Here is a 26,470-nt window from a genome sequence, read left to right on the forward strand (position 1 = left end):
GAAACAGGTTGGGGACAATGAGTATCATACAAAAAAACACGTGCATATCGTTCTTTCAAACGACATGCACGTGCACAATATGTATTTAAAATTACTCCGCCTGATTAAGCCTTATATCCAGACAAACGTCTCCGATGGATGTGGTCACACAGCAGGCAGTGTGGAATGTATATTCTCCGTTCTCATCCGGCTTGCGCAAAACAGGGGGAAGGATATCACAGGTCAGATCCTCACCTGCAAGCATGGTAAGAACATTTCCGCTGATAATATTGGCGACCTCAGATACGGCAGAGGTAACAAACTCATCCACTGCATCAAATTCCATGCCGCTCATGATATTTACGATACCGAGAGATGTCTCATGAGGAAGACGGTAAATTACCTCCCCCTTAAGATCTCCAATAAAGCCGATGGATACGTCCAGTTCGTCCTCGCACGCAAAGGAATCTGCAGGGTGATCGGAAACATCGTTAAGCTCAAGCATCAGCTTAAATACATTCCGGGTTGCTTCTAAAAAGGGGCCGTAAAGGTCAGTCATTCTCAGCCACCCCCTTTGAAATCGCATAAGTGGCAATGCGCTGGTCTTCCGCCGCAACATGGTTGATAAGCCATGCCATAAGCTTTCCTGCGAACTTCTGCATCAGCTGCTCGTCATAACCGCTGCGCTCATATTCTTCCGTAACTGTAAGGACATAATTTACCATATCGGTATGGATCTTCTTATGCTCCTCCCTGCCTGGATAACCGATTTTCTCCTGGTATGCCTCCTCGTCACGGAAATGCTCTACCACATACGCATTCATAAATTCCAGCGTTTCATTAACCTTTTGTACCTTCTCATCCCAGGAAGCGGAGGAACGTAACACTTTCATAAAAACCTCTACCCGCTGAAACAGTTCCATATGCTGTACATCAATCAACGGAACCCCCAGCTCATACTTGTCCTTCCAAAGCATTGTTATCCTGTCCTTTCTGTAAAATATACCGGCTCATAAAGCCGGTACATCGTTTATCATTCGTTTGAAATCTTTGTTCATGCCTGTATTATAGCACGATTCGGATACAAGTCAATGTTCAAATTACATCAGGGAAACGACCAGTTCTTCACATATCTGCTGTACACTTTTATGATCGGTTTCTACGATTATATCCGCCGCTTTTTCATAAAAATCCTTACGTTTTGCCATAAGCTCTTTTATAAATTCCACGTTCATATTTCCATTTAAGATTGGACGCCCGCCATCATCCTTTACCCGCGCCAATATGGTCTCAGGTCTGGCAGTGAGAAGTACGATACGGCTGCCCTTTTTAAGATTTTTAACATTTTCCTCACGCATAACCGCGCCGCCGCCACAGGAGATAATGGTCTGGCGGCAGTTTTGCAGGTTAAGGATCGCATTGCTTTCGCAGTCCCTGAAGTACTCCTCTCCATATTTTTCAAATATATCCCGGATCGGCATCTTCTGGTCTTCCACGATCATGGCATCCACATCCACTTCCTTCATGGCCAGCATATTCCTCAAGTACTTGGATACCGTACTCTTTCCTGTTCCCATAAACCCAATGAGGGCAATATTATGGCCAAACAGACTTTTGGTCTGTACACATTTGCTTTCCTCATGGATCTGTTTAAAAATACTTAATAATTCATCGCAATAAGCGTGGTCTCCTATTGCTGCAAGTAAATCTTCATGCCGGATGTTCTCCTCTTCCGGAAGAAATATGGGCAGACCTTGTTCCTTTTTATATTCCATGATTTCTGCTGCGTAACCAAGACGCTGCTTCAATAGATCTAAAATCTCCTGATCGCAGCAGTTCAAATCTTTTTTTATTTCATTCAGCTCTCTCATTCCGTCTCTCCACAATTATCCTGATTCCTTGTATTTTTTACATTATACATAATATGGAGGCAAGCTGTAAAGCAATTCTTTCCGTTTCTTTTTATCGGCCCAAATAGGAACCGGCAGTATGAATCTCTTCCCTTAAGAGTCTGAATCTGCCCACCTCCTGCTGAAGTAACTGCGCCTGGGCAGCCAGTTCTTCACTGGAAGAAGAGCTTTCTTCTGCTGTCGCAGCATTTGTCTGGACAACAGCAGATACCTGGGATAGCCCCTGATTGATCTGCTCTATCACCTGTACCTGCTGAGAAGAGGATACTTCGATCTCCTTAATCTCCTGTTCCACTGACACCGCCTTTTCTGCGACTTCCAGAAGAACCTTTGCCGTCTCATCTGCTAATTTCTCACCCTCTGCAACGCTGGTCACCGAATGTCTGATCAAATCGGCCGTCTGCTTGGCTGCTTCCGCAGATTTTCCGGCAAGACTCCTGACTTCATCTGCAACCACTGCAAATCCCTTGCCAGCCTCTCCCGCGCGGGCGGATTCCACAGCCGCATTCAGGGCAAGAATGTTCGTCTGGAATGCAATATCTTCAATTACCTTTGTAATGCTTGATATCTTATCAGAGGCCGACCCGATTTCCTTCATCGCCGCATTCAGCTTTCGCATATATTCGTTGCTCTCATTCACTCCAGCTCCTGCCTGTCCAACATAGACCGCAGCTCTTTGAACATTTTTCGCATTTTGTTCCGCCTGCTCAGCCACGTTACTGACGGAAGCATTCAGTTCTTCAATCGTAGCTGCCTGTTCGGCTGTTCCGGAAGCAAGGGCCTGAGCCGCAGAGGAAACCTGTTCTGCCCCAGCATTGACCTGTTCTGAAGAAGTGCTTATTAATGAGAGTGTGTTATTTAAATCTTTTCTGATTTTCTGCAATGCAAGTCCAAGAATATCCTGGTCGGAACGAAGGGGTACTTCATTCGTAAAATCGCCGTTGCTGATCCTGTCCGCAGCATCTACCTGTTTTCCAATGCTGTCGATCATTTTAGTAAAGGCACTGGCAAGCTGACCGGTTTCATCTTTTGAATCAATATTGCCAAGCTCCACATCCACATGCCCCAGGGCGATCCGATTGGCTGCCTCCACTACCTTCTCAATTGGATGACTGATCATTTTCGAGATTTTTGACCCTAAAAATACAGCTACACCGGCTCCAATTGCAACAAAAAGAACCAGGACAGCGGTCAGCCACAACGCAGTATCATGATTGGCAATATTTGTATTTCCGGCTTCCGCCATCCGGTTATCGATTAATTTGTTGAAATTATCAAACATCTTTTGAATATTATCGGTTTCCTGAAAGAGCGCGTCCCATGCAGCAGCCTCATTACCTGCCTTTGCCGCCTCCATACACTTCTCTACAGCCGGCTTAAAAGAATCGTTAAACAGCGAAACAGACTCATCTAAAAGGGCAAAGGATTCCGAATTGCTTATTGTCTTGCGGTAAGCCTCTGTGCTTGCCAGGAACTTCTCCGATCCACGGTCAAAATCAAGCTTCAGCTCATCAAGTTTCTGCGCATCTCCCGCATAGATTACCATGGCCCTGGAGTCCACCCGGAACTGATAAAGGCTTTCAACCGCCCCAAACAGATCTTTCATAGGAGCCGTCTGCCCTTTGTACATGTAAGTATCCATTTGACTGATCCTGGTAAGCCCGGCGATTCCTGCACCTCCAATCAGTAACATAATAAGTGCCAGGCCTAAAAAACCTGTCAGCAGTTTTCGAGAAATACTGAAATCCTTAAAGCTATTCATTTTATTTCCTCCCTGTTCTCTTAGGTATAATTAAATATAGGACAATCTGCTTCTCCAACCAGGATGCAGCTCTGTCCTCATTGCATAACATTAAACACATTCTGTAAGAAGAAAAACTATATGACTTTTTTATCAATGATATCGCACAACTTTATACTCCTCACAATACCCCTTTATTTCAAGTCTTGAAATACAGTTCATGATGATGTATTGTTCCTGAATTAAAAAAGTATACAAAGTATGTTATAAATATCATGGAATACAGAATGGATTCGCAGTATATTTGGTACTGCGAATTAGTAGAAAAATCTTGATATTAGAAGGGGGTTATAAGGTATTGACGGGGAATATGACGGCTATTAATCCCGGCGCTAATGATTTGCTGTAATAAAACACTCTGCAACAAAATTACATTTTATGACTGGAGCAGCTCAGTTACAGTACATTTTTTAACCAAGATAAAGAAAAGATAAAATACATGGCCCCACCAAATGACGATACTTTTGACGGCTGATATACTAACTTTTAGAAAAACACTTACAATCTGGTACGATAATTCACACAAAAGTTCTTTTTTATTGCCTCAATTATTAATTTGATAGATAATTGACAAATAATATTTTTTTGTTGTATAATGAATATTGTCGAAATATACATAATTTTGTAACCGCAGTACCAAATATACTGCGTCTTTTTATTTTATTTTTCATGCAAATCAAACAATTTTCCTGTATGTAACACTTGATTCTTCGTGAACTTTTTAATATATTCCAGAAAACAGTTCCCGGAAACAGCCATAAGCCGGACTCAAAAAACCGGCCAGAGCATGAATACCTCTGGCCGGACGGCTTTACATATGGAATTTCTATTCCGACATCAGTCTTTTTTCCCCGGTGATCTCCTGTATGGGTTTAATGTCCTGGGTCACCTCCAGAACGCCAAGATACTCTCCTTCATTGCTTCTCACCGCATAATAGCGGATCAAAATATATTTTCCAGCCATTTTAATCCAAAAGTCCTCCTGGTCTTTTCTTCCGGCTTTAAAATCCTCTACAATCTTTTCAACTATGTGGACACTGGCCGGCGGATGGCAGTTGGAAACATTTCTGCCGATAATGGCTTTTGTTCTCGGAAAAGTCCGCTCCTTTCCTTCTGAAAAATACCTTACCACATCCTCATTATTTACAAAGGTAATGTCAAAGGGGAGTGCATTTAACATGGCCGTCAGCTCTTCCACCTTAAATTCTCCGGATGGCAGTTTTATTAGACCAGTTTCCTTCTCTGCCTTTGTCTCCGCCTTCTCCCTTCCCTTGTCTGCTGCGGCAGGATTCCATTGCGGCACATGATCGATCATGAAACCTATTTCTCCGCTTTCATCAGCAATTGTCTTCCACTCTTCCTGGGTCAGCTGCTCTAAAAGCATGGGAGCCATGATGTTTTCCTCTTTAAATATCATTTCCGTTATCTTATCCAGTAACTTCTCAATCGTTTGCACCAGGGGCTCATCGATTTCCACATTCTTATTAAGGATTTCCAAGATTTCTTTTACTTGACTTCTGATCTCATCATCCACTCCCCACATGACCTTTGGAGGTGCCGTGATTCCGTATTTCTCCATATATGGAAACAACAGATTTTCCTTTTTTCCGTAATGAATGGATAAATCTTTTAATTGATTTATGCCTTCTTTAAGTCTTGAAAATTCCTCTTTATCATTCTTTTTTGTCAGGACCAGGTACGGTCGGATTTCATTTTCAATAAGATGAGCGATTTTCTTATTTTCTCTGACCAGCACATTCAAGGGATGTCCGGGAATTAAGGTAGGATCGTCCGGCTGGTGAATTTCCTCAATAGAGCCTTTAAAAACTGCAGCATGAACATCACAAAGCTTCTGTACCTCCTCCACCGGCAGGCCGTCTGCAATCAGCGCAGTCTCAGCCGCAGAAATTTCAGAGGCAGACACGCCGTGAAAAGCCTCCTCAAACTGCTGCTTTACCTCTTCCACCGATTTTCCTTCATGAAGCTTTTTAATGATCTCTTTTATTGCATTTTGCCTCATTTCACGATTGTTAATATATTCACTCATAGAACTCCTCCTTATCATATCAACGTTCTTCCCTAAACGCTCTCCAGAACCCCCGCCTTCTTCCTGCGGAATGTATTTTCTCCCCTCAGTATAAAAAACACCCCCATCTGATTGGGTCATTCCCCTCAGAAGGAGGCGCTCTTCCTTATTAATCTACTGTTATAACCGAAACAGGACATCCTTCCTGCGCTTCAACTGCTGTTTGTTCCGCAGACTCCGGCACTTCATCAACATATGCTTCTGCAGGTCCGTCATCCCCCATTCGGAACACCTCCGGACAAATCGATGCACACAACCCACATTCAATACAACCCTCTCTATCTACCGTAGCTTTCATATCAACAACTCCTTTCCCAAAGATATCTTTATTGTTGGTAATTTCTTTACAAATTATCCATTTTTTAAAGATATGTTTTATTTTTTTCAGAATACCATTGCCATAGCATCATGTCAGTTGTACTTACAACATTTTCCATTTTATTATCATAAAAGTCTGTTTAATACTTGGCAGGCTTTTATAAATGTGTGGAAATACCGAAAGAAATGTGGTACATTCTTTGATAACAACTTTCACTGATGCGAAGCGAAATTATATTTGATGAACCAGGAAGCTGAAGGAATACATGGACGATGGGATTTCACAATATGATTGGAAACATGCGTTGAGAAATGTACTAGAATCAAGCAAATATGACTAATAATTAAAATCTCGGGAGTAAAAATGTGGAATAAAATATTGATTGAAAACTATTTTCGGGCATGGATAGAGAAAGATGTAGAAGTACTTAAAACTATCTTTTCAGATGATATTATATACAGTGAATGTTATGGCCCGGAATATCATGGAATCGAACAGGTTTTAAAATGGTTTGCTGATTGGAACAAAGTGGGAACAGTTTTAGAGTGGACGATGAAGCGGTTTGTTTCGGAAGGAAATGCAACTGTTGTCGAATGGTATTTTAAATGCAATTATAACAATAAAATAGACGGATTTGATGGAGTTTCAATTATTGATTTTGATGATAATAAAAAGATTAAAGCATTGAAAGAATTTCAATCAAAGTCAGAACATTATTTTCCCTATGAGAAATAAACACATTCCTGTTTATTTGGCAGTCTGATGATTGGTGCTTCGCGATTGATCTTCAGAGTAAAAAACAGGGATGCTGCAAAACCAACTCTCGTCAGTGATGCAGCATCCCTTTTTATTATGCCGGTATCCGGTTATTATGCATTCATGAATAATTCGATATCATCTTCTACGGTACCAATTCCTGCGATTCCAAATGTATCAACAAGAACCTTGGCAACGTTTGGAGATAAGAATCCAGGTAAAGTCGGTCCTAAGTGAATATTCTTCACTCCTAAGTAAAGCAGCGCAAGAAGTACGATAACTGCCTTCTGCTCATACCAGGCGATGTTATAAGCGATAGGAAGCTTATTGATATCATCAAGACCAAACACTTCTTTTAATTTCAGCGCAATTACTGCCAGGGAATAGGAATCATTACACTGTCCCGCATCCAGAACTCTTGGAATTCCGCCGATGTCGCCCAGTTCCAGCTTGTTGTATCTGTATTTTGCACAGCCAGCCGTAAGAATGATGGTATCGCTTGGAAGCTGCTTTGCAAACTCTGTGTAGTACTCTCTGGATTTCATTCTTCCGTCACAACCTGCCATAACAAAGAACTTTTTAATGGCTCCGGACTTCACAGCATCAACCACTTTATCTGCAAGTGCCAGTACCTGATTATGGGCAAAACCGCCAACAATACTGCCCGTTTCAATCTCATCCGGAGAAGGAAGCTTCTTTGCCATCTCTATGATAGCTGAAAAATCCTTCTTTCCGTTTTCATCCGCGGGAATGTTTGGACATCCAGGGAAGCCTGCAGCGCCTGTCGTAAAGATTCTGCCTGCAACTTCAGGAGTTTTTGGAGGAACAATACAGTTTGTGGTAAAGAGAATCGGTCCGTGGAAGGATTCAAACTCTCCAACCTGCATCCACCAGGAGTTTCCGTAGTTACCTACAAAGTTGTCATATTTCTTAAATGCCGGATAATAGTGGGCAGGAAGCATTTCTCCATGGGTGTAAACATCCACTCCTGTTCCCTTTGTCTGCTCTAAAAGCTGTTCCATATCTGTCAGATCATGGCCGGAGATAAGAATGGCCGGGTTCTTTCTGACACCGATATTAACGGAAGTGATTTCCGGATTTCCATAGCGTGATGTATTGGCCTCATCAAGAAGAGCCATTCCCGTTACTCCGTATTCACCGGTTTTTAAGGTCAGGGCTACCAGATCATCGGCTGTAAGGCTGTCGTCAAGAGTTGCAGCCAGTCCTTCATAAATAAAGGAATAAATGGACACATCTTCTTTTCCGATGTTGTATGCATGCTCTGTGTAAGCGGCCAGACCCTTGATTCCGTAGATGATCAGCTCTCTTAAGGAACGGATATCTTCATTTTCCGTAGCAAGAACTCCTACTTGAGAAGCCTTGGAAAGCATGGATTCTCTGGAGTCCACAGTAAATACTGCTGCATCCTGGTTTCCGTTGTATCCTGTATCCTTTGCAAGCTGGTCTCTTAATTTGAGAACCTTTACGATCTGCTTTTCAATTGCATCTGCATCAAAGTTTGCGTTTGTGATCGTAATAAAGAGACTTGTAAGTACCTCATGATTGATTGTATGGATCTCTGCAGCATCGGCTTTTGACTTTACAACAATTTCAGAAATTCCCTTTACCGCATAAACGAGCAGGTCCTGAAGCTTTGCAACCTCCTCATTCTTGCCACAGACACCTTTAATGGTACAGCCTGTGTTTTTTGCTGTCTCCTGACACTGATAGCAAAACATACTCATATTCCATTACCTCCTATTGTAAATTTTTCTATGCATAACGCCATTTTTTCAGCGCTCCTGCTTTCTTTTTAAAGGATACCACTGTAAGAGAATCATGTCCGTTGTTATTACAACATACTTAGATGTTTTTAAAAATTTTATGGGAGTGCGGTTATGGAGAGCATCATATAAAGCATGGCGCTATCATTTCCAGACACTTTTTCTACGGTAAATTAAGACAGCAAAAAAACGGCTGCACCAGCATTTTATCTCACATAAAATGCTGGTGCAGCCGGTCATATCCCGGAACAATAACCCTATCCACGGCAACCTTTCTGCTCGGTCTTAGCGTTCTTCCATACAAATCTTAATGAATTTCGCCATGATCAAAATATAGCTGAATACGAAAACAAAACCTGCAGCCGTAAGAGGCCATTTTCTCTTTTTTTCCGGGATCGATAATCCAACCATGATCCCTACTGCACACAGGCATATCTTTAATAGTGCGAAATCCTTTATGCTGCTTTTCTGAACAAATACATCGGCGCACTCACACATCCCTTTCATCTACACCGTCTCCTTTCATGAATTTTCTTCCCTGGTTTTTTTCAGTCACGTCCTGTTTGTTTGATCCACAGTTAGTATACGCTTTTGGGAAAATATTATTATATTCTGAAAGAAAATACCTGTCCAAATTTTAACGGCATGGCTTAAACCGGAATCACCGATAGTCCTGCACATCAAATTCCTTATTTTTATAGTAATATTTCCGGTCATCCTCCACAATCTGCCGGACCACTCTGCAGGGATTTCCCAGAGCCACCACACGATCCGGGATGTCCTTTGTCACAACGCTTCCTGCCCCAATCACCACATCGTTTCCTATGGTAACCCCCGGATTGATGATGACATTGCCACCGATCCATACGTTATTTCCTATGGTCACAGGAATCCCATACTCATATCCCGAATTTCTTGAATCCGGATGAATGGGATGACCGGCGGTATAAATTGAAACATTGGGTGCAAACATTACATTGTCCCCGATTATCACCTTTCCGACATCAAGGATTGTACAATTATAATTTGCATAAAAATAATCCCCTACTTCAATATTTGTCCCGTAATCACAGTGGAACGGGGCTTCAATATGAACTTCCTTTCCTGCCTTTCCAAGGATACTACGGATCAATTCAGCCATTTTTTCTTCTTCATCCGGACACAGCTGATTATACTGGTAAATCTTAAGCTTGTTCTCCATACGTTCCTCGTTTAGCCCATCCAGCCATGCCTTATAAGGCAGGCCTGCCAACATTCTTTCCTTTTGGTTCATGATCTTTTACCTTCCATCTTTCCTAATAGTTGTAACGGATATTACAATGATAAACCATGAACTGCCAGATATCAACCGGTACAGCAAAAGGCGAATGGTCCTTCACAGCCTTCACTGGAAATTCTTATTACATTTTTATTCCAAATCTATTGACAGATCATGATCAACCTGGTATTATGTTCATTAATTTATAAAATATTACATTTTTGAACAAAGAGGTGTATTATGCAGGCAATTATCCTGGCCGCCGGAATGGGACGGCGTTTAAAAAAGCTAACTGAAAACCAACCGAAATGCATGATTACCGTAAATGGCATTCCAATGATCGAGCGCATGCTGAAACAGCTGGATCATTGCCATTTGAACCGAATCATCATTGTAACCGGCCATAAGGGCGAAGAACTGCAATCCTTTGTATCTTCTCTCCCTCTCTCCACTCCGGTCACGTACATAGACAATCCGGTCTACAAAACGACAAACAATATCTATTCTCTTTATCTTGCCAAAGACCAGCTTCTCATGGATGATACCATTTTGCTGGAATCAGACCTGATTTTCGAACAGGAAGTGCTGACCCAGATCATAAATGATCCTTATCCCAATCTGGCTCTTGTGGCCCATTTTGAAAGCTGGATGGATGGAACGGTGGTCCTGTTAGATGAACAGGACAATATTATGAAATTCCTCACAAGGAAGGATTTCCGTTTCGAGGATATTCATTCCTACTATAAGACCGTCAACATCTATAAATTCAGCCGCAATTTTTCTACAACCCACTACGTTCCCTTCCTGGAAGCCTACAGCAAGGCCTTGGGAAACAATGAATATTATGAACAGGTATTAAAGGTCATTTCACTTTTGGATGACCACGATTTAAAAGCTACCAGGCTGGAAAACGGCTTCTGGTATGAAATCGACGATGAACAGGACCTGGATATTGCGGAATCCATTTTTACAGATTCCCAAAGCAGACTGTCCCGGTTATCCAAGCGCTTCGGCGGCTACTGGCGGTATCCCGGCCTTCTGGATTTCTGTTACCTGGTAAATCCCTATTTCCCAAACAGCCGTTTCATGGGAGAGATCAAGGCCAGCTTTGAAGTCCTTACCACCAGTTATCCCTCAGGCCTTGATGTCAATAACCTGCTGGCTGCAAAATCCCTGGGCTTAGACAGAAACCAGATTCTCACCGGAAACGGAGCGGCAGAATTAATCAAGCCTTTGATCCGAAGCTTTAAAAATGCCGTCGGTGTTCTGCGCCCCTCCTTTGAAGAATATGGGATCTGTTCGCAAAATGCCGTCTATTTCAACGTATCAACACCGGATTATACATATACCGCCCAGGATATCATGGACTTTTACAAAGATAAGGAACTGGATGCACTGGTTTTAGTTAACCCGGATAATCCCACAGGAAATTATATACCAAAGCAGGAAGTCCTTTCCCTAGCCCAATACTGCAAGGCAAGGAACATCACATTCATTCTGGATGAATCCTTTATTGACTTCTCCTCCGTGGAGGAATCGCCGTCGCTTATGTGTCAGGAAATATTGGATGAGTATAAGAACCTGGTTCTTATCAAAAGTATTTCAAAGTCATACGGAGTTCCCGGACTGCGGTTAGGGCTCCTCACCTGCAGCGACCCGGAAATTATAGACCAGGTGCGGAAAGAACTGCCCATATGGAACATCAACTCTCTGGCGGAGTATTTTCTTCAGATCTTTGAGAAATACCAATCAGACTACCAGGAAGCCTTGGAGCACTTTAAAAGGACCAGGGATAAATTATACCAGTCTCTTCAATCCATCAGGCAGTTAAAGCTTTACCCCTCTCAGGCCAACTTCATTATGTGTGAAATCACTGATGGCTGTTCCGCTTCCCAGATTGCGGAACTGTTGTTAAACCGCTACAACATTCTGGTAAAAGATCTATCCCAAAAGCCAGGATTGGAAGGCAGGGAGTTTATCCGCATTGCAGTCAGAACAGAGGCAGACAATGAGCGTCTGGCGGATGCGCTGAAACATATATTACGTTAGTCAAATACCCCGCGAACAGCCGGCAAGGTCAAGCGATCTTGACTTTGGCTCGCTGCCTTTGCGAGGAATAAAAGGAGGTAATCATTATGAATACACAAAATGCATCAAAAGAAACCTGGAAACAGGTCTGGACCCGGAAAGGACGGGCAGACAGCTCCGTTACAGACCTTCTGGCCTACGACGGTTATGAAGCCACCAAGGTGGATATGGAAGAGGTGGCCCGTCAGATAAGCAAACGGCTGGATATACATAAAAATGACAAAGTCCTTGAAGTTGGCTGCGGCGCAGGTGCCCTTGCCCAATATCTGGACTGTGATTACGTAGGCATTGACTATTCCCCTACCCTGGTTCAAAAGCATATCGAGTTTCTGCAAAATTCGGTCCTCACCGGTGAAGCCGCAGACCTGCCGTTTAAGGATAAATCCTTTGATAAATTGATCTGTTACGGCGTTTACCTTTATTTTGATAATAAGGAGTATGCAGAGAAAGCAACAAAAGAGCTTCTCCGGGTTGCCAAAAAAGGCGTGCTGATCGGAGAAATCCCCATGCGGTCTCACCGGGATGAACACTTATTGTTTTCCAAGGAAGAATTTCGAGGCTGGGATATCAGCGAGGGCTTTTATGATCCTTACAGAAGTGACAGGTTCAATGCAGTTTATATTTTCTCCTGACGAATATTTTATTGAGACTAATCCATAGCGGAGAAACACAGAAGGGCTGCCGCCGCCAGGCGGATAGCCCTTCAACTGTTTCATCCAAAAAAACGCATTTGAATCAGGAGCAGCTCTTTTTTATTGTCATACTCTCATATTCCTTTGGAGTATAACCCGTAGTCTTTTTAAATACGGCACTGAAATAGTACTGTGTATCAAAACCAAGCATATCTGAAATTTCATACATCATATATTGATACGTTTCTATCAGCTCCTTTGCCTTTTCGATTTTAATCTCCGTTACATAATCTGAAAAGTTTTTTCCAGTCTGTTTTTTAAAAATACAGCTTAAATGCCCCTGGCTGATATTTAATAAAGCGGACATCTGATTTAAGGTTATCTTTTCCCGGTAATGCACCCGGATATATTCCATAACCAGTTCAATATACTTGTCCTTCTTACCCTCCTTATAGGTCTCCAAGGCTTCTGCCACCTGGTCCCGGAACCCCTCCAGCCAGGCGGTCACGGCGCTTAGGTCAGCCAGCCGGTTTAACTGCCCTGCCACATCTAAAATATAGGGAAAGCTTTGGTCCTCTCTTTCTTCCAAAAGGAATGTAATAAAGTAATAAAGATTGCTGCACGCATTTACTGCCTGTGAACGGGATGGCTTACACTGGACAAACAGCTGAATGATATGGTTCATGATATTGGAAAAGCCCTTCCGGTCATTTTGACGGATAATGCCTGTTAATTCCTTCTTTAAAAAATTAATATTAAAGCTGCTGCTGTGACTGAAATTTTCTTTACAATTTTCCGAATAAAAAACAATCGGGCTGGAACTGTCATAATACGTATCATTCATAACACTCAAAGCCTGGTAAAGAAGATCCTGGATCCCTTCTGCTTCCCTTACCGGACGGCTGACTGCAATGGACACAGGAATCTCAAAATAATCCTTCATCACCTTACGGAATTTAATACTCATTGCTTCAACCTGTTCTTTATACTCTTCCATTCCTTCCATTGAAAGAACAAGGATAAAACCATTTTGATCCTTTCTCAGAAGACAGCTTCTGTCAAAAAAACCCTTCACCATTTCATGAATGATATTTTCCGCATAGTTTAAGATCTTCTTCTGATCAGCCCTGGTAAATTTCTCGGAAAATTCCTCAGATTTGTAGTTAAAATGAATCAGCATCAAAAGAAGCACGGGATAACGTTCCCGAATCATCACAGCCAGCCCTTCAGCCGGATGAGATTCCTCATCACAAATCAAAATACGCCTGAAATAATTCTGAATGCGCTCGTCTGCTGTCATCTCTCCGTCTTCCATCGCCCGTATCCTGCGATGAGTTAGATTGCATCTGTCTTTGGCTCTTTCCAGAGCTGCGATTAACGCCTCCTCATCCAACTCCAGCTTCACAAGATAATCAACAGCGCCCAGACGCAGCACTTCTTTCACCAAAGAATATTCCTCAAAGTTGGTCAGGAAAATAAAGGATGCCGCATATCCATTTTCTACAGATGCCTTCATAAAACTGATCCCATCCATGACAGGCATCTTAATATCTGTTATCACAATATCCGGCCGGAGGGCCTCCATTTGGGCCAGAGCCTGCCGGCCGTTGGAAACCTTTCTCACTATTTTACATTGATGCTCTTCCCAGTTTAAAAGGGAAGTGACCCCTGCCAGAATCAGCGGTTCGTCGTCTACGATCATGATCCGATACATATTTAATACTCCAAAGGTATTTTTACGGTTACCTTTATATACCCCCGCTTCGGTTCCCCTTTTGCTTTTCCCAATGATTTTTGGGCTGAGGTATTTTCTCTTCTGGTATTCCGGTTTTATTACCCCGTATCGTAATAAACTGGCGTTTATCAAAAAATATGTATCTCTCTCGGTCATTCCGCTCTTTTGTTCCGCTCATTGACGTTTATAACAGCATAATTTTTTTCATCGTTTCAGGGAATAGCCATACTCTTCCATGCACTGTTTTATGTATTCCTGGTAGGCTCCTTCCAGCCAAAGATTCCTTAAAAGCGTCACAGATTCCTCATAAGCTGCTCTTCCATAGTCTTGCTTTTCCAGTACCTTTAAGATTCCCTGGGAGGCTCCATAGTCCAATACTCCGCTGCTTTGCCCCGGTTCCATAAAACGGGTCTGCTCTGCCAGCCAGGTCATTTCCTGGTTATCTCTGAGAAAATCAGCCGTATCATATTCCGCTTCCTCGTATTCGATTTTAACCTGTGACCCTTCATGGATCCCAGTAACAATATCCGCAGGCTCCATACCTTCAGTAAGTCCTTTTTCCACAAGGTCCCAGACCTTTTTCAGTTCCTCCGGATACTCCCCTGCCTTCATGCCGTAATACATATAGATTCCGATCCTGGCTTTACACCCCTTATCAAACAGGGAGGGATCTGCACTGGCATAGAGCTCTTTAAGCTCTTCCTCGGATGGCTTCAGCTTTTCCTCCATGAGTTTTCCCTTCAGTTCATCTCTCACTTCCATCTGTGTCCTGGAAATATATTCCATCAGTCCATACTGGCCGGGACCGTAAGAAACGCTTAGGGAGGACTGCCGTTTTTTGTTCTCTTCCTCCAGGGATCTTTTTATGTCTTTTAAAGTGATATCCGCAGGGATCCCATATTGGGAAGCCTTTATCCGTTCCACCGTATCCCAGGCAAGACGGTCCATGGCCTTTTGTTCTAATACCTCCCTTGGGATCTCTCCCTGGATTTTATTCTCCCAGAATCCGTCTTCATTTGGGTCCAGCTGATACTTATTGTAAAAATAGGACGAAACTTCGGCCCGGCAGTCGCTTTCATAAAGCGCCAGATGGTCCTGAGTAATGGTGTAATTTCCAATTTTAAACACTCCATGGGAAGGACTTTTCAACCACCAGACCCCTGCCACGAATAAAGCTAAGATTACAACCGTTCCCATTACCACGTTCCATCTGCGCGCTTTCTGTTTCATTGTCTCCTCCTGCTCCTTACATTCTTCTATATTTTACCAGTTCCTGAGTCAGACGTCTCTCCATTTCATGAATTTCTTCCATTTCCGCATCCGGATCCTGTAGAACGCGTTTTGCATCTTCAACCAGCCGGGCCAGAACTTTCTCATCCACATTGCTGTAATCTTCTGCATTAATATTGGAAGCCAGATCAATAACAAAACTCAAATTCTTTTTTATTACCTTTTCCGCTTCATAATCGGATTCCCACACAAGCGACGGCTTCACAGCGCCCTCTGCAACCGTTCTGGAGGAATGGATGCCCACATAGTTATTTGTGGCTTTCGTTGGTATGCTGATCTCAAAGGAGATTTCAGTCTCCCCATTTATTTTGGCCCTGTTAACAGCTTCCGTCACATCCAACTTTTGTATCAGATTCCCCGATGTCATGGCTTTTGTAAAGGAAGATACCGGATTTATGCCAATGCGGGCTGGGAAACTGTTGAAGGTTACCGCTGCTCCTTCCCAATCATTCTCCACCTGATAAATATCCGCACTGGTAAAATCCGCACTTGGCGTACCTGTCAGCTCAAAGGCCAGATAAACTGCCTGAGCGGATTCCGGCACCAGTTCCAGGCTGAACTTCATAAGGGACTTTCTGGTGTAATTCTGCGCTCCCGCATCATATTTTACAATCAGGTAAGCAGAACCGCCGAAATTCTTGTCACTGTCCGATCCTCCCTGCACGTAAACATTATCCATAACTGGAGTATATCCGTCGCCAACCTGGACCTGGATGAAAGCGGCAAATCCTGCCGTATTGTACAGTCCCTCAGGCAATACCAGCTGCCCGGTTAAATCATAGGTCCCTAACACGTCTTTCTGATAATCCCCTCTCTCCCATAGAATATCCAGCGTGTGGGTGCCACCGGCGTTGTCATAGACATCCACTGTCTTCGGAAGCTGCAGATCCGTGAACTTTGTTCCGGGGTCTGTCTTGATCTGGTTAAACTCTTCGGAAAAGCCAATGATTTCACATTTTTCAGGCTCCAGCACCTTAAGCGTGATCTTGCTGGTCTGGCCTGCCAGCCCTGCCGTCCTTACAGCCAGTTTGATAAACGGAGTTTTTTGAAGCACCTCTACATTGGCGTCAGATTCTATCATATCTCCGCCTGTATATGGGAGTGAAAGCTCAATGGTTCCGTTGTTCTCCTGAGTCGGATCCGACACTCCTATGGTTGCTTCGTCCCCATTGATCTGCATTGTTATTGATGCGGCTTTATTAGATGTGATTCCCGCCACAGTCGTTACCTTGTTGTTCCAGAAATTCACTGCCGTAATTCCTAAGTTCTTTTCTCTTACCCCATGAGCGTCTTCGCTGCACTCTATGACTTCAATGTCCGGTGTTTCGCTGTACTGTGCCGTTTCTTCCGCAGTTTTTCCAGGAAGTATCACGTAGGAATAATCCGCATTAGCCGGCTTTTTCCCATGCTCAAACCAAAACGTAGCAAAGAGGTTTGTTTCCTCTCCTTCGGTGGTTCCCTGAGTATTCCAATTGCCGGTCCTCTTTTCCTTCAGGGCCATGACATCCACTTTTTCCGGAAAATAATATCCGATATCAGAGCCAGCCGTATTTCCCTCCAGATGGATCCAGGAAGCATCGGTTATTTTTGTTCCTTTTGATGCGTGTTCCTCACCATCGTCCCTGATATCCTTTGCTTCCCCATTGATCAGCACTTCATTGCTTCCATCCTTATTTAGCCTGCGGTTGTCAATGATGGTCTCCACGTAATTGCCTGTGGAGGAGGTGATCCCGCTTCCCACTGCTGCGATTTCGTCATCAAACATGAACCAGGACTTTTTGGCGTCCGTACCTGACCTGGTGCTGCCGCTGTTGCCCAGGGTTCTGTAATGCATTCCCGCACCGCCGTAATTTCCAAGGCTGGAACCGCCCACCCAGCTGTAAATATTCTTCGTGCGGTCACCGGCCCCGTTGGGACGGGTTACATATTCCGTGGTGGTTCCTGCCAGACGCTTTGGATCTACAGTAGCCCAATAGCCATCCCCGTACTGGTCCCTGTCATTGTTGTAAAGGTAGGTCATGCCATCAGAGATATTCCAGGTGCGCTTGCCCTCATCATTGATCAATTCATGCCCATAGGTACGGCTGGAATGCATGGATAGGGCGAAGCCGAATTCCGGCATAATATGTACCAGCTTATCCATGCCTGCAAACAGCTTGTGAAGCACATATTCGCTTCTGGGTTCAATGGAACCGTCGTTCATGATCTGATTTGCCTTCATCAGGGAAGCGATATGGGTGCTGTGGCTGTAATAATAATCCTCATCCATTCCAATGAAGTATTTCATCATGCTGTTGAATCGGTCCTGCTGCTCTGCCGGCATGGCATCACCTATGAGCATCATGGCATCCATGATTCCCGCACCCCTTGCCTTGTCGTTTGAGGTTTTTCTTGTAACATCTCTTCCCGATACCATATCCATGCACAGGCCATTATAGATAAATGGCTCAATCCCTTTAAATACCATATCAAAGATCAACTGCTCCGCGTGATCCTGGTAGGTCAGTTCAAAATCAGTGCCGGAAAATACGGAAAACAGAATGCTCAGCTTCTCATACAGCTGGGAACCGTATCCGCCCATATAGGAAAGAGCCTGGTGCTGGATAAAGGATCCGTCCTCATAGAATCCATCTCCTGTGGTCACATATTCAAACACGGTTTTATATGCCTTCTTCACATGATTCAGTTTCTCCCTGTTGTCAGTCAAAAGACCGGTTTGGACCACTACCATGCCTTTGTCGATTAAATTTGCCCCAGTCATGGCCGGAGAACCAGGATAACCGGAGGGTTGGTCGCATACGTTGGTGAACCGGCTGACCGCTGCTGCATAACGGCCAATTTGTTCCGGAGTTAAGTCCTCATAAAGAATCAAAGCGGTATCCAGAAATGCAATGGGTCCTCCGATTTCCCAGTGCCACCAGTTTCCGAACACCGGGGTTTTATCATCACTGCTGTTATAGTGATGTTCATTCATAAATTCCAGGGCCAGGATCAGCTCATTCTTCACTTCCTCGTCCTGGTACATCTGGCATCCCTTAGTTGCCCATGCAATTGCCATATCTTTTAACCGGTAGAAGGTCTCAGCCACATTGCCGGAATGGACCTTGGCCTCTGCACCTGTACCTTTTATGTAGCTCATATCCAGATCGTTCCAGAGATTGGTTCTGGATCCGTCGTCTCCTTTTATCATAGCGTTCCAATATTCTCCGGCTTTTTCATCCATTCCCTTAATGTAGGTACGGACCGCCTCATTTCCAGTGTCCAGCGTGCCGCCAGACAGCGTGCCAAGCCATTTATCCCTTAATTTCTGAAACTGGGGATCAACCGGTTTTTCTGTCTCGGCTGTGCGCGTGATCAGCCTTGGCCCTTCCTTCCCTTCTGCTCTTGTGGAATAAAAATCAATCATGTTGTCATTGGCCGCCACAGGACAGCCGATCTCAAAGGAAATAGCCGTTTTCCCTTCATTCAGAGCATTTCTCACGCTTTTGCTGACATCTGCGGTTACGATCCCACCGGATATATTGTCCTTTGAAATCATTCCGTCCGCCTTATCTCTTAATCGTTCCGGCTTTGTATTCCAGGTCAACACACCGGAATTCCAGTCGCTTTTCACTTCATATATCTCTGCAGAAACAAAATCCTTTGCAGGATTGGTATTGCTGATGCCTCCGGTCAGCTCAAGTACAAGATCAGCCTCCCTGGTTGTTCTTTCCACTCCCGATAAATCAAAGGTCATAACCGTTCTTCTGGTATAATTCTGCTGGCCATCGGAAAATTTTACTCTTAGCTTGGAAGCATCGTAATTGCTGTACTGGCTGCTGGTCCTACCAGCATCGCTCCCTCCCTGAAGGTAAACATCCGCAATGGGAACAGTAACTTTTTCCGTGGATTCAAGCTCTTCCATGGCTGCAGAAAGCCTTGCCCCCAGCTCATTGATCCTGTCTCTCACCTCTCTGGTAAACAGGCTGACCTCAGGTGGGCCCACATTTTCGTAGGTCAATTTACTCTGATCGTATACCTTTTGAAAAATTCCTTTCCCTTCTTCCATAAGGTCCAGTACTTTTCCATAGGACTCGGGAGTATAATCACCGGGATTTAAGCTTTTTGCCTTTTTATACACAGCAGGAAGGCCAGGAATATCCACTGTAATATCGAACTCCGGCAGCCAGGCAGAGGTCTTAAAGTTTCTTGCCTTAAATATCACACTGTCCTCATAAATCTTTACATGGTAGCCTATTCCGGCTTCCTTTCCTCCGTTTTCAGATTCATTATAGGATGGGACGTCAATTAAGGTGCCGTATTCCCTGTCAATGGCTTCCGCCACCCCAAATCCGTTGTGAATGTGGCCGGACATGTAAATCACCTGAGGATATTTAGAAAATATCTCCTTTACTCTGGAATCCTGGTTCCCGAAATCCAGCAGGATGTTGCTTCTCCAGTGGGTATCCTTTAATGCATTGTGCCCCATAACAAAGATAGGCTTATCCGGGCTGGCATTTTCAGCCATAGTTTCTTCCAGCCAGTTTAATTGTTCCTGGGAAAGGTACATGGCATCCTTTAGGCCGTTTTCCGTATTGATCACGATAAAATGATAGCCTCCCATCCACCGGTCAAAATAGAGAGCTTCACCGTTGTTTGGCATGTATCTTTTGTTCTTTTTCAGATAAAGTGCTTTAGCCGCAGGCCAGTATGCACTGATAACAGTTTCATCCTTGTTCCAGTCAGCGGAATTGTATCCCCTGACATCGTGATTTCCAAGGGTCATGATAACCTTATCATCAGAAACCGGAGAGTACTGGTCCATGATGTTATAGATCCCGTTATACTGGACTTCTGTGCCGTTCTGTGTAAAATCCCCTAAATTCAGCACCCCTAAAGAATCCGGGGAAATGGTTTTCATATCCTTTAAACCCGCTATAAAATTCATCGCATTGGTATCCGTCAGGTTGTCGGACTTAATATGGACATCGGATACCACCTGAAAGCTGCAAAGCGGTTCGCTCCCTTCCAAAAATTCATTGTACTTTTCCTTAAGGCTTCTGACGGCTGCTATGGCTGCGGCGGCTGTCATGCCCTCCAGCCCGTTTTTTACATTTTCAATTTCCAGCTCCATAGCACGGATCCGATCCAGAGGATACTGAGATCCCGGCTTAATGGATGCCAGTTGCTTTTCCATCTGTTCCACTGTTGCCATTACTCCTTCCGTTTCATAAATTGTTTTTACGGCAGAGGCATTGATTGCCTTCTTATACACCCGGAGTTCATCAATGGTGCAGCCGCTCATGCCATAGCACACTCTGCCATCGCCGCCCAATATAAAGTCCAGTCCCGTATCAACAGATTTTCCTTTGTGTCCTGCCATAGAAGCAGACGAATACTTCTCTCCATCCAGATAAACCGTCATATCGCCATCCCTGTCAAAGCTGCCAGCCACATGATGCCATTTGTCATCGTTGGCAGGTATTCCTTTTAATTCCACCCGGCTGTTTCCTGTTCCGGAAAAATTCATTCTCATATCCACGTCGCTGGCATTATTAAAATTGCCAAAGGCCCAACCAATATTGCTGCCGCTTAAATAATTCTTATTGGAAAGAATGGTTCCGTTATTCTGCCCATGATTTTCTGTTTTCATCCAGAAGGACAGAGAAAAATCTTCGGTTCCAAATTTTAAATCAGCGGTTTGGCCATAGGTAATATACTGATCGGCTTTGGTGTTGGGCTGCCCGGCTTTGCTTCCGTTATTTATTGAAATACCATTGCCGCGAATCCCCTTTACAAAAACCGGCTGGCCGTAAATTGTTCCATCATTTCCTCTTCCGGTCTGGTCCTTTACCTTGTTCCCGGATATACTGCTTTCGTCAAAAGAAGAATGCATGACCAGTCCGTCATTTAAAATCGTTTCCAGATCGTTTTGATCCATATCAGACGCAGGATTACCGGGTAAAGGAGCTGCATAAGTAAGGTTTCCCATGACCATAGTACAAATCAGCGCCGCCCCGCATATCTTTTTCCATTTTACCTTCATAAGACCGTTTCCCCCAAATGGTCCCTGAAAGAGGGAAATCCCTCTTTCAGGTTAAATTGATCACCGGATCCAGGCTCCGTTTTCATCTACCCGATACCCGTCTGAAGTTATGATATCGGTGCAAAGGGCTCCCATTGGCCTGCTGCCGCTTTCTCCAGTCTGATGTCCCCATTCCCCGTCTTCTGTTTTCTGCCAGCCGGTATTCCCCTGGGTAACAGGGTTAAAGTAATACCAGATTCCATTAATAAGGACCCAGCCGGTTCTCATGGCGCCGGATTCATCAAGGAAATACCAGTACCCGTCTGATTCTTCTTTTACCCAGCCCGACTCCATGGAACCATCCGGGTTAAGCCTATACCATGTGCCCTGATCCACGATCCATCCGGTCTGCATCATGCCGTTTTCATTGAACCGGTACCATTTCCCGCTTATCTTTGCCCATTCGTTGGCCGCATAGGTTTTATCAGCCTTTAAAAATTTCCACGCCGTTCCACTCACTTTCTGCCATTGTCCGTTCATACCGGACCCTGTCCTTTGAGAGGACGTGCCTCCTCCCGAACTTCCGGAACCGCTTCCCTGAGAAGTCTCCTTTATAACCGTGATCTGGAAGACGTCCGTGAACACCTTAACGGCGTTATTGACCGCTACCCGATAGGTGATGATCACATCCTTTACGCCCGGTACAGAAGTGCTCACATCCGATATTTCATAGCCGTTTATGATCTTAAATGAGCCGTCACTGTACTCAGCAGCCACCTTTAAGCCGGAATGGCTGACTCGTTCCCCTAATTTGTATTCTGTTTGACCCGGCAGTGCGATAATTTTTATTCCTGTGACAATCTTATTTTCCGTTCCCGGGTTTCCACTAAACTCAAGACCGTCAATGGCTTCTTTTAAATAGTCGAATGCCTGGTCCACCCGGTCCTGATCACCCTTTGTAAGAGTCTTATCCTTTAGAACAGACTTGGCTTCTGAAAGAGCATCCTTTAATACTTCATAGGACTCTTCTGTATAATCCTTTTTATTCCTGGATTCCCCTATGAGCACCAGATCCCGAAGAGCGGAAGTATCAGGCTTTAAATTTTCTTCTGAATCCAGACTCCAGATGGCTTCCATCAAATGAACATAAGCGTTATGTACTTCTGATTCGGTTGCCTTTGTATTGATCAGTACGGAGGCAGCCTGGTTAAATGCCTTCATAAAACGATTTTTGGCCCCATCGGTCAGCCGGTCCAATACACCTTTATTAATTAAATCGGCTGCTTCTGTATAGAGAACAAGGAGGGCATTCTTGTCTTCCGGTTCAATAATGCTTACCGTTACCGCAGCAAACTTCTGACCCGGGTTTTCAATTGTCTCATGGCCGTTAAGATCCAGATATCCGATGCAGGTATAGGAAAATACTTTTTCCGGATCATAGGCATTATCCGGGAACCAGTATTCAATGGGCACCTCCGCTTCCTTCCCATTATCCAGCAGTGCTGCTGCTGTCTTTGGAAGTCCCAGTTCCTCCCAGGTTGTTCCAACCAACTGTATGATGGGGGGAATATCCTTTATCGAGACGATTTTATGCAGCGATTCCATGACATATACGGTACACCTGATGGGAAGCCTCACCCCATTTGCCTTCCCATACACCACAAAGTTCCCCTCGCTCTGGTAAATTGCAGAGTCAATGCTGTTCCATTCCACGGTCACGTTCTTTTGTTCCCCGTTGGAGTAACTGACTGATACCGTCTCCGGCAGAGCCGGCATCTTTCCTGCCGGTGTTGAAACAGAAGCAGCCTCCAACTCCGTTTCGTATACATTGCTTAAGATCATGGCAGGAGCCATTTTTCCGTTTGCTTCTTTGGAAGCGAAATCAATGCCTCCGTTGTCACCGTTTGCATACTCGCCGAAATAATCGGTCGTCATAAGGAAGGAAAACTTTGTCTGCCCTTTTTTTGCATAAGCATTCTTTACCCAATCGGTCACATCCAGTTCCACAATATTTTCATGGGCATCCCGGATATTGGTGTAAACTATTTTTTTATCACGGATCACCAGCTTATCATCGGAAACAGCCGGAGAGGAGTTCCATGTCACCGTTCCTTCCGCCCAGTTGTCGGCCACTTCATAAACCTTGAGATAAAAATGATTGTTAATGGTTTTATAATCTGCCTCCGAAACCGGTCTTGTCATCTGCAGTTTTATGGTAATACTGGAGGCGGATTTTAACATCTGCTCTTCATCACTTAAATCAAAACCGATCAGCCCATTTCTTGTGTAGGAAGGCGAATTATTGGCCGTTTTGACCTTAATGACATTGGGATCGGAGCTTCCGTAAGCCTTGTTTCCATCGCTTTGCTGGGTATAGGCATCCTTTGATGTTACCTTTTCCTTTACACTTGTTCCATCCCCCAGCTCACCGATGACCGTTACCTTTGCCATGCATCTTTCCTTCAGACCCGAAACGGTCCCTTCTACCGTAATGTCCCCTTCATGGGAATACTGTTCCAGAGTAAGCGTTTCCCATATCACCCCAAGCTCCAGGGTCATACCGCCTGTAAATTCTGCTGTAACTTTATCGGGGAGAACCGGGTAGATTCCTGCAAAAGTCGATGCTTCAACCGGCGCAAAGCTTTCCGGTGCGTCTGCCACAATGATAGCAGCCACAACCTGATTGGACAATCCTGGCAGGATTCCGGCAAGTTCGATTACTCCCGCCTGCATGCAGTCTTCCTTTGTCAGCTCATCCCACTTAACCGGATAATGATAGGATTCCCCTTCCAGAATGATTTTTAAGGTTGCCGGCAGTTTCGGCACAACACCGGGAGTCGTTACAATATGAACTTCCTCCACTTCCTCTGCCATCTCATCCTCACTGGAATATTCCAAAGCGCCTATGTCCACACGTCCGGCAATGGTATTGCCCATAATATCTTCGATAGGCATGCCTTCGATCCTCTGACCGGCACGGATACAAGAGGATCCATCCGTCAGCTGATATGGTTCTGCCAGCTTCTTTATCCTGTCTTTTGTAAAATCGGAATCCATAAGATCTTCCAGCTCCTCCAAAGGATATTTATATTTGGAATAATCCTTTCCCGCCTTATAATCGATCAGCATGGGATCCTTAAATATATTTCCTTTGGCCTCCAGGCTCTCCTTATTCAAAACAGAACCAGCACTGGTGTTTGCAATGGTATCCGGATAAAAACAGTTGTTTTCTATCACGCTGTCGTCATGAATGGTGGATCCCTGCGCTAAAACTGCAAAGTCAATGGTTGCTCCGTCTTTGGCCAGAACGATATTATTTTTGAAATCTACAAAACAAGTTCTTTTACTCATTCCGCCAAACAGTGAGGTTTTTTTATCTTCTCCAAAGACAACGATGGTATTGTTATAAATTTTGCCTACGCCGGGTCCCGCAGAAGTTGTACTGTCATAATGGAAGGTCTGCTGCTGCATCCTGCTTTCACCGGGATAAGTGCCTGTACCGTCATTAATGCTTATATTATAACGGAATATGGTATTTTTCTGGCTCGACATAAACAGCATGGCACCGCCGCCGCAGTCATGACTTAAATTGTATTGGAAAATATTGTCCACATTCATCATATCGGAGTCAAAGGCCTCGCCGTCATCGTACCCGTACCGGTTGCCGTAAACTTCATTGTACTGTACGGTAACATCATCAGTAAACATGGTCCAGCACTGGGCATAGTTTACTGCGCCCCGGTCAAAACCGCAGGAAGAATTCACCATATTTCCCTCGATCAGTCCGCCTTTTGTTTCCGTCAAAACGATGCCGTCACCCACAACATTTTCCAGATAATTATTGCGGATGGTCACATTGGAATAGTTTTTAAGGAATTCGTTTTTCCCCCAGCCAGAACCGGATATATCCGTATTGCATTTATTCCGGATTCCTTCAATCGCCACGTTCTTTACATAATTCCCTTCAATAAGCACGTCCTCAAAGGCGGCCCGCCCCATGGCTTTGGCAGTTAAATTGCCGCTGTCATCAATGGTGACCCGGTTTCCGTCTTTGTCCAGATAATGACCCATAACGATGATGCCGCCGGAAGTTTTTCCGCCTTTAAAGTTGGAGTTGACATCGTGTACATAACAATTCTTTACGGTAATGTGTTTGTATATCTTTTTCTGATTGGAAGAATAGATCAGGATCCCGGCACGTTCACTGGTACCGCTGTCCATGGCTTCTCCCATCTTATCCGTATTTTCCAGATTCGTCACTTCCAGATTGTAAATTTCCCAGTATTCTTCGTTATAGATCGTCAACGCGCCGGTGATGGAAGGGCCAGAGGTGCCATTGCCGTTAATCACAGGGCGGCTGCCTTCTCCATATGTATCAATGGTGATGGGCGCGCCCTCACGGCCGCTTCCTTTGGGATTCAGCGCCTGGTTCCAGATTCCGTCCGCTTTCAGCAGTATCTTGTCTCCGGGCAGAAAGGTTTTGGAATTGACCCTGTCAAAGGTCTTCCACGCAGTCTCTTCTGTTTTTCCGTCCCCACTGTCATTGCCGTTTTTGGCATCCACATAATACACAGTCCCCTCCTCTTGCAGCTCCTGTGCTTTCTGTGCATTGGATTCAGTGGCCAAGCTGGCATTGGACCTTGTCGCCGTATGTACATCCATGTTATCATAGCTGTCCGGCGGCATTTCCAGGACATCAGCAAATCCGATCATGTTTACAGGCAAGATACCGATCATCATCACTGCTGCCATCATGCCAGCCGCTTTTCTTTTGAAAAGCCTGCTGCTTTTAAGCATAAGAAAAGATCCCCCTTACTTTTTATTACCC

Annotated in this window: 16 protein-coding genes; 3 read left to right on the forward strand and 13 right to left on the reverse strand. The window is 44.4% G+C overall.

Features of this window, described 5'->3' with window-relative positions:
- Positions 1 to 91: 91 nt before the first annotated feature.
- The 6 genes from AC27IJ_RS05145 to AC27IJ_RS05170 form a co-directional block, all read right to left on the reverse strand.
- Positions 92 to 538 (reverse strand): chemotaxis protein CheX, encoded by a 447-nt coding sequence (locus AC27IJ_RS05145; protein WP_312441718.1) that lies wholly within the window; start codon positions 536 to 538, stop codon positions 92 to 94.
- Positions 531 to 956, reverse strand: a complete 426-nt coding sequence (locus AC27IJ_RS05150) for a bacteriohemerythrin (protein WP_312441717.1) — start codon at positions 954 to 956, stop codon at positions 531 to 533. The genes AC27IJ_RS05145 and AC27IJ_RS05150 overlap by 8 nt, the downstream gene beginning before the upstream one ends.
- Before the next feature lie 123 nt (positions 957 to 1,079).
- Positions 1,080 to 1,850 carry a shikimate kinase gene (locus tag AC27IJ_RS05155; protein WP_312441716.1) on the reverse strand — a complete coding sequence of 257 codons (771 nt, stop codon included), beginning with the start codon at positions 1,848 to 1,850 and terminating at the stop codon, positions 1,080 to 1,082.
- Between the two features lie 91 nt (positions 1,851 to 1,941).
- Positions 1,942 to 3,651 carry a methyl-accepting chemotaxis protein gene (locus AC27IJ_RS05160; RefSeq protein WP_312502016.1) on the reverse strand — a complete coding sequence of 570 codons (1,710 nt, stop codon included), beginning with the start codon at positions 3,649 to 3,651 and terminating at the stop codon, positions 1,942 to 1,944.
- Between the two features lie 865 nt (positions 3,652 to 4,516).
- On the reverse strand, positions 4,517 to 5,737 hold the full coding sequence (locus AC27IJ_RS05165; protein ID WP_312502014.1) for a DUF438 domain-containing protein: 1,221 nt from the start codon (positions 5,735 to 5,737) through the stop codon (positions 4,517 to 4,519).
- A gap of 148 nt (positions 5,738 to 5,885) precedes the next feature.
- On the reverse strand, positions 5,886 to 6,074 hold the full coding sequence (locus tag AC27IJ_RS05170) for a ferredoxin (protein WP_312430453.1): 189 nt from the start codon (positions 6,072 to 6,074) through the stop codon (positions 5,886 to 5,888).
- A 384-nt stretch (positions 6,075 to 6,458) separates the two neighbouring features.
- Between AC27IJ_RS05170 and AC27IJ_RS05175 the strand changes: the two genes are divergently transcribed.
- Positions 6,459 to 6,830, forward strand: coding sequence for a nuclear transport factor 2 family protein (locus AC27IJ_RS05175; protein WP_312441712.1), 372 nt, complete (start codon positions 6,459 to 6,461; stop codon positions 6,828 to 6,830).
- A gap of 134 nt (positions 6,831 to 6,964) precedes the next feature.
- Here AC27IJ_RS05175 and hcp read toward each other — a convergent pair whose 3' ends face one another.
- The 3 genes from hcp to AC27IJ_RS05190 all read right to left on the reverse strand — a co-directional run bounded on the left by hcp (position 6,965) and on the right by AC27IJ_RS05190 (position 9,908).
- A complete protein-coding gene (gene hcp, locus AC27IJ_RS05180) occupies positions 6,965 to 8,596 on the reverse strand; it encodes a hydroxylamine reductase (protein ID WP_487147804.1) in 1,632 nt (543 codons plus the stop codon).
- Positions 8,597 to 8,920: 324 nt separating this feature from the next.
- Entirely contained in the window at positions 8,921 to 9,142 is a 222-nt protein-coding gene (locus AC27IJ_RS05185; protein ID WP_312441709.1) for a permease of phosphate ABC transporter, read from the reverse strand.
- A 154-nt stretch (positions 9,143 to 9,296) separates the two neighbouring features.
- Positions 9,297 to 9,908: a sugar O-acetyltransferase gene (locus AC27IJ_RS05190; protein ID WP_312441708.1), complete on the reverse strand. Its 612-nt coding sequence runs from the start codon at positions 9,906 to 9,908 to the stop codon at positions 9,297 to 9,299.
- 225 nt (positions 9,909 to 10,133) lie between these two features.
- Here AC27IJ_RS05190 and AC27IJ_RS05195 point away from each other — a divergent pair, with 225 nt between their 5' ends.
- Both AC27IJ_RS05195 and AC27IJ_RS05200 read left to right on the forward strand, forming a co-directional pair.
- Positions 10,134 to 11,942 (forward strand): aminotransferase class I/II-fold pyridoxal phosphate-dependent enzyme, encoded by a 1,809-nt coding sequence (locus AC27IJ_RS05195; protein WP_312441707.1) that lies wholly within the window; start codon positions 10,134 to 10,136, stop codon positions 11,940 to 11,942.
- An 86-nt stretch (positions 11,943 to 12,028) separates the two neighbouring features.
- Positions 12,029 to 12,613 carry a class I SAM-dependent methyltransferase gene (locus AC27IJ_RS05200; protein WP_487147807.1) on the forward strand — a complete coding sequence of 195 codons (585 nt, stop codon included), beginning with the start codon at positions 12,029 to 12,031 and terminating at the stop codon, positions 12,611 to 12,613.
- Between the two features lie 103 nt (positions 12,614 to 12,716).
- Here the strand turns inward: AC27IJ_RS05200 and AC27IJ_RS05205 are convergent, their stop codons facing one another.
- The 4 genes from AC27IJ_RS05205 to AC27IJ_RS05220 form a co-directional block, all read right to left on the reverse strand.
- Positions 12,717 to 14,327, reverse strand: a complete 1,611-nt coding sequence (locus AC27IJ_RS05205; RefSeq protein ID WP_312502009.1) for a response regulator — start codon at positions 14,325 to 14,327, stop codon at positions 12,717 to 12,719.
- A gap of 225 nt (positions 14,328 to 14,552) precedes the next feature.
- Positions 14,553 to 15,578, reverse strand: coding sequence for a hypothetical protein (locus tag AC27IJ_RS05210; protein WP_487147810.1), 1,026 nt, complete (start codon positions 15,576 to 15,578; stop codon positions 14,553 to 14,555).
- 16 nt (positions 15,579 to 15,594) lie between these two features.
- On the reverse strand, positions 15,595 to 21,663 hold the full coding sequence (locus AC27IJ_RS05215) for a polysaccharide lyase family 8 super-sandwich domain-containing protein (RefSeq protein ID WP_487147812.1): 6,069 nt from the start codon (positions 21,661 to 21,663) through the stop codon (positions 15,595 to 15,597).
- 60 nt (positions 21,664 to 21,723) lie between these two features.
- On the reverse strand, positions 21,724 to 26,439 hold the full coding sequence (locus AC27IJ_RS05220; protein ID WP_487147814.1) for an Ig-like domain-containing protein: 4,716 nt from the start codon (positions 26,437 to 26,439) through the stop codon (positions 21,724 to 21,726).
- Between the last annotated feature and the right edge of the window lie 31 nt (positions 26,440 to 26,470).

Source organism: Lacrimispora sp. YZC11 (genome assembly GCF_057543815.1).

What these genes read in the sequence shown, in the direction of transcription:
- AC27IJ_RS05145 (WP_312441718.1), bottom strand. Translation starts at nt 538, where the DNA reads ATGACTGACCTTTACGGCCCCTTTTTAGAAGCAACCCGGAATGTATTT.
- AC27IJ_RS05210 (WP_487147810.1), bottom strand. Translation starts at nt 15,578, where the DNA reads ATGAAACAGAAAGCGCGCAGATGGAACGTGGTAATGGGAACGGTTGTA.
- AC27IJ_RS05215 (WP_487147812.1), bottom strand. Translation starts at nt 21,663, where the DNA reads ATGAAGGTAAAATGGAAAAAGATATGCGGGGCGGCGCTGATTTGTACT.
- AC27IJ_RS05160 (WP_312502016.1), bottom strand. Translation starts at nt 3,651, where the DNA reads ATGAATAGCTTTAAGGATTTCAGTATTTCTCGAAAACTGCTGACAGGT.
- AC27IJ_RS05200 (WP_487147807.1), top strand. Translation starts at nt 12,029, where the DNA reads ATGAATACACAAAATGCATCAAAAGAAACCTGGAAACAGGTCTGGACC.
- AC27IJ_RS05165 (WP_312502014.1), bottom strand. Translation starts at nt 5,737, where the DNA reads ATGAGTGAATATATTAACAATCGTGAAATGAGGCAAAATGCAATAAAA.
- AC27IJ_RS05205 (WP_312502009.1), bottom strand. Translation starts at nt 14,327, where the DNA reads ATGTATCGGATCATGATCGTAGACGACGAACCGCTGATTCTGGCAGGG.
- AC27IJ_RS05195 (WP_312441707.1), top strand. Translation starts at nt 10,134, where the DNA reads ATGCAGGCAATTATCCTGGCCGCCGGAATGGGACGGCGTTTAAAAAAG.
- AC27IJ_RS05175 (WP_312441712.1), top strand. Translation starts at nt 6,459, where the DNA reads ATGTGGAATAAAATATTGATTGAAAACTATTTTCGGGCATGGATAGAG.
- AC27IJ_RS05185 (WP_312441709.1), bottom strand. Translation starts at nt 9,142, where the DNA reads ATGAAAGGGATGTGTGAGTGCGCCGATGTATTTGTTCAGAAAAGCAGC.
- AC27IJ_RS05190 (WP_312441708.1), bottom strand. Translation starts at nt 9,908, where the DNA reads ATGAACCAAAAGGAAAGAATGTTGGCAGGCCTGCCTTATAAGGCATGG.
- AC27IJ_RS05170 (WP_312430453.1), bottom strand. Translation starts at nt 6,074, where the DNA reads ATGAAAGCTACGGTAGATAGAGAGGGTTGTATTGAATGTGGGTTGTGT.
- hcp (WP_487147804.1), bottom strand. Translation starts at nt 8,596, where the DNA reads ATGAGTATGTTTTGCTATCAGTGTCAGGAGACAGCAAAAAACACAGGC.
- AC27IJ_RS05150 (WP_312441717.1), bottom strand. Translation starts at nt 956, where the DNA reads ATGCTTTGGAAGGACAAGTATGAGCTGGGGGTTCCGTTGATTGATGTA.
- AC27IJ_RS05220 (WP_487147814.1), bottom strand. Translation starts at nt 26,439, where the DNA reads ATGCTTAAAAGCAGCAGGCTTTTCAAAAGAAAAGCGGCTGGCATGATG.
- AC27IJ_RS05155 (WP_312441716.1), bottom strand. Translation starts at nt 1,850, where the DNA reads ATGAGAGAGCTGAATGAAATAAAAAAAGATTTGAACTGCTGCGATCAG.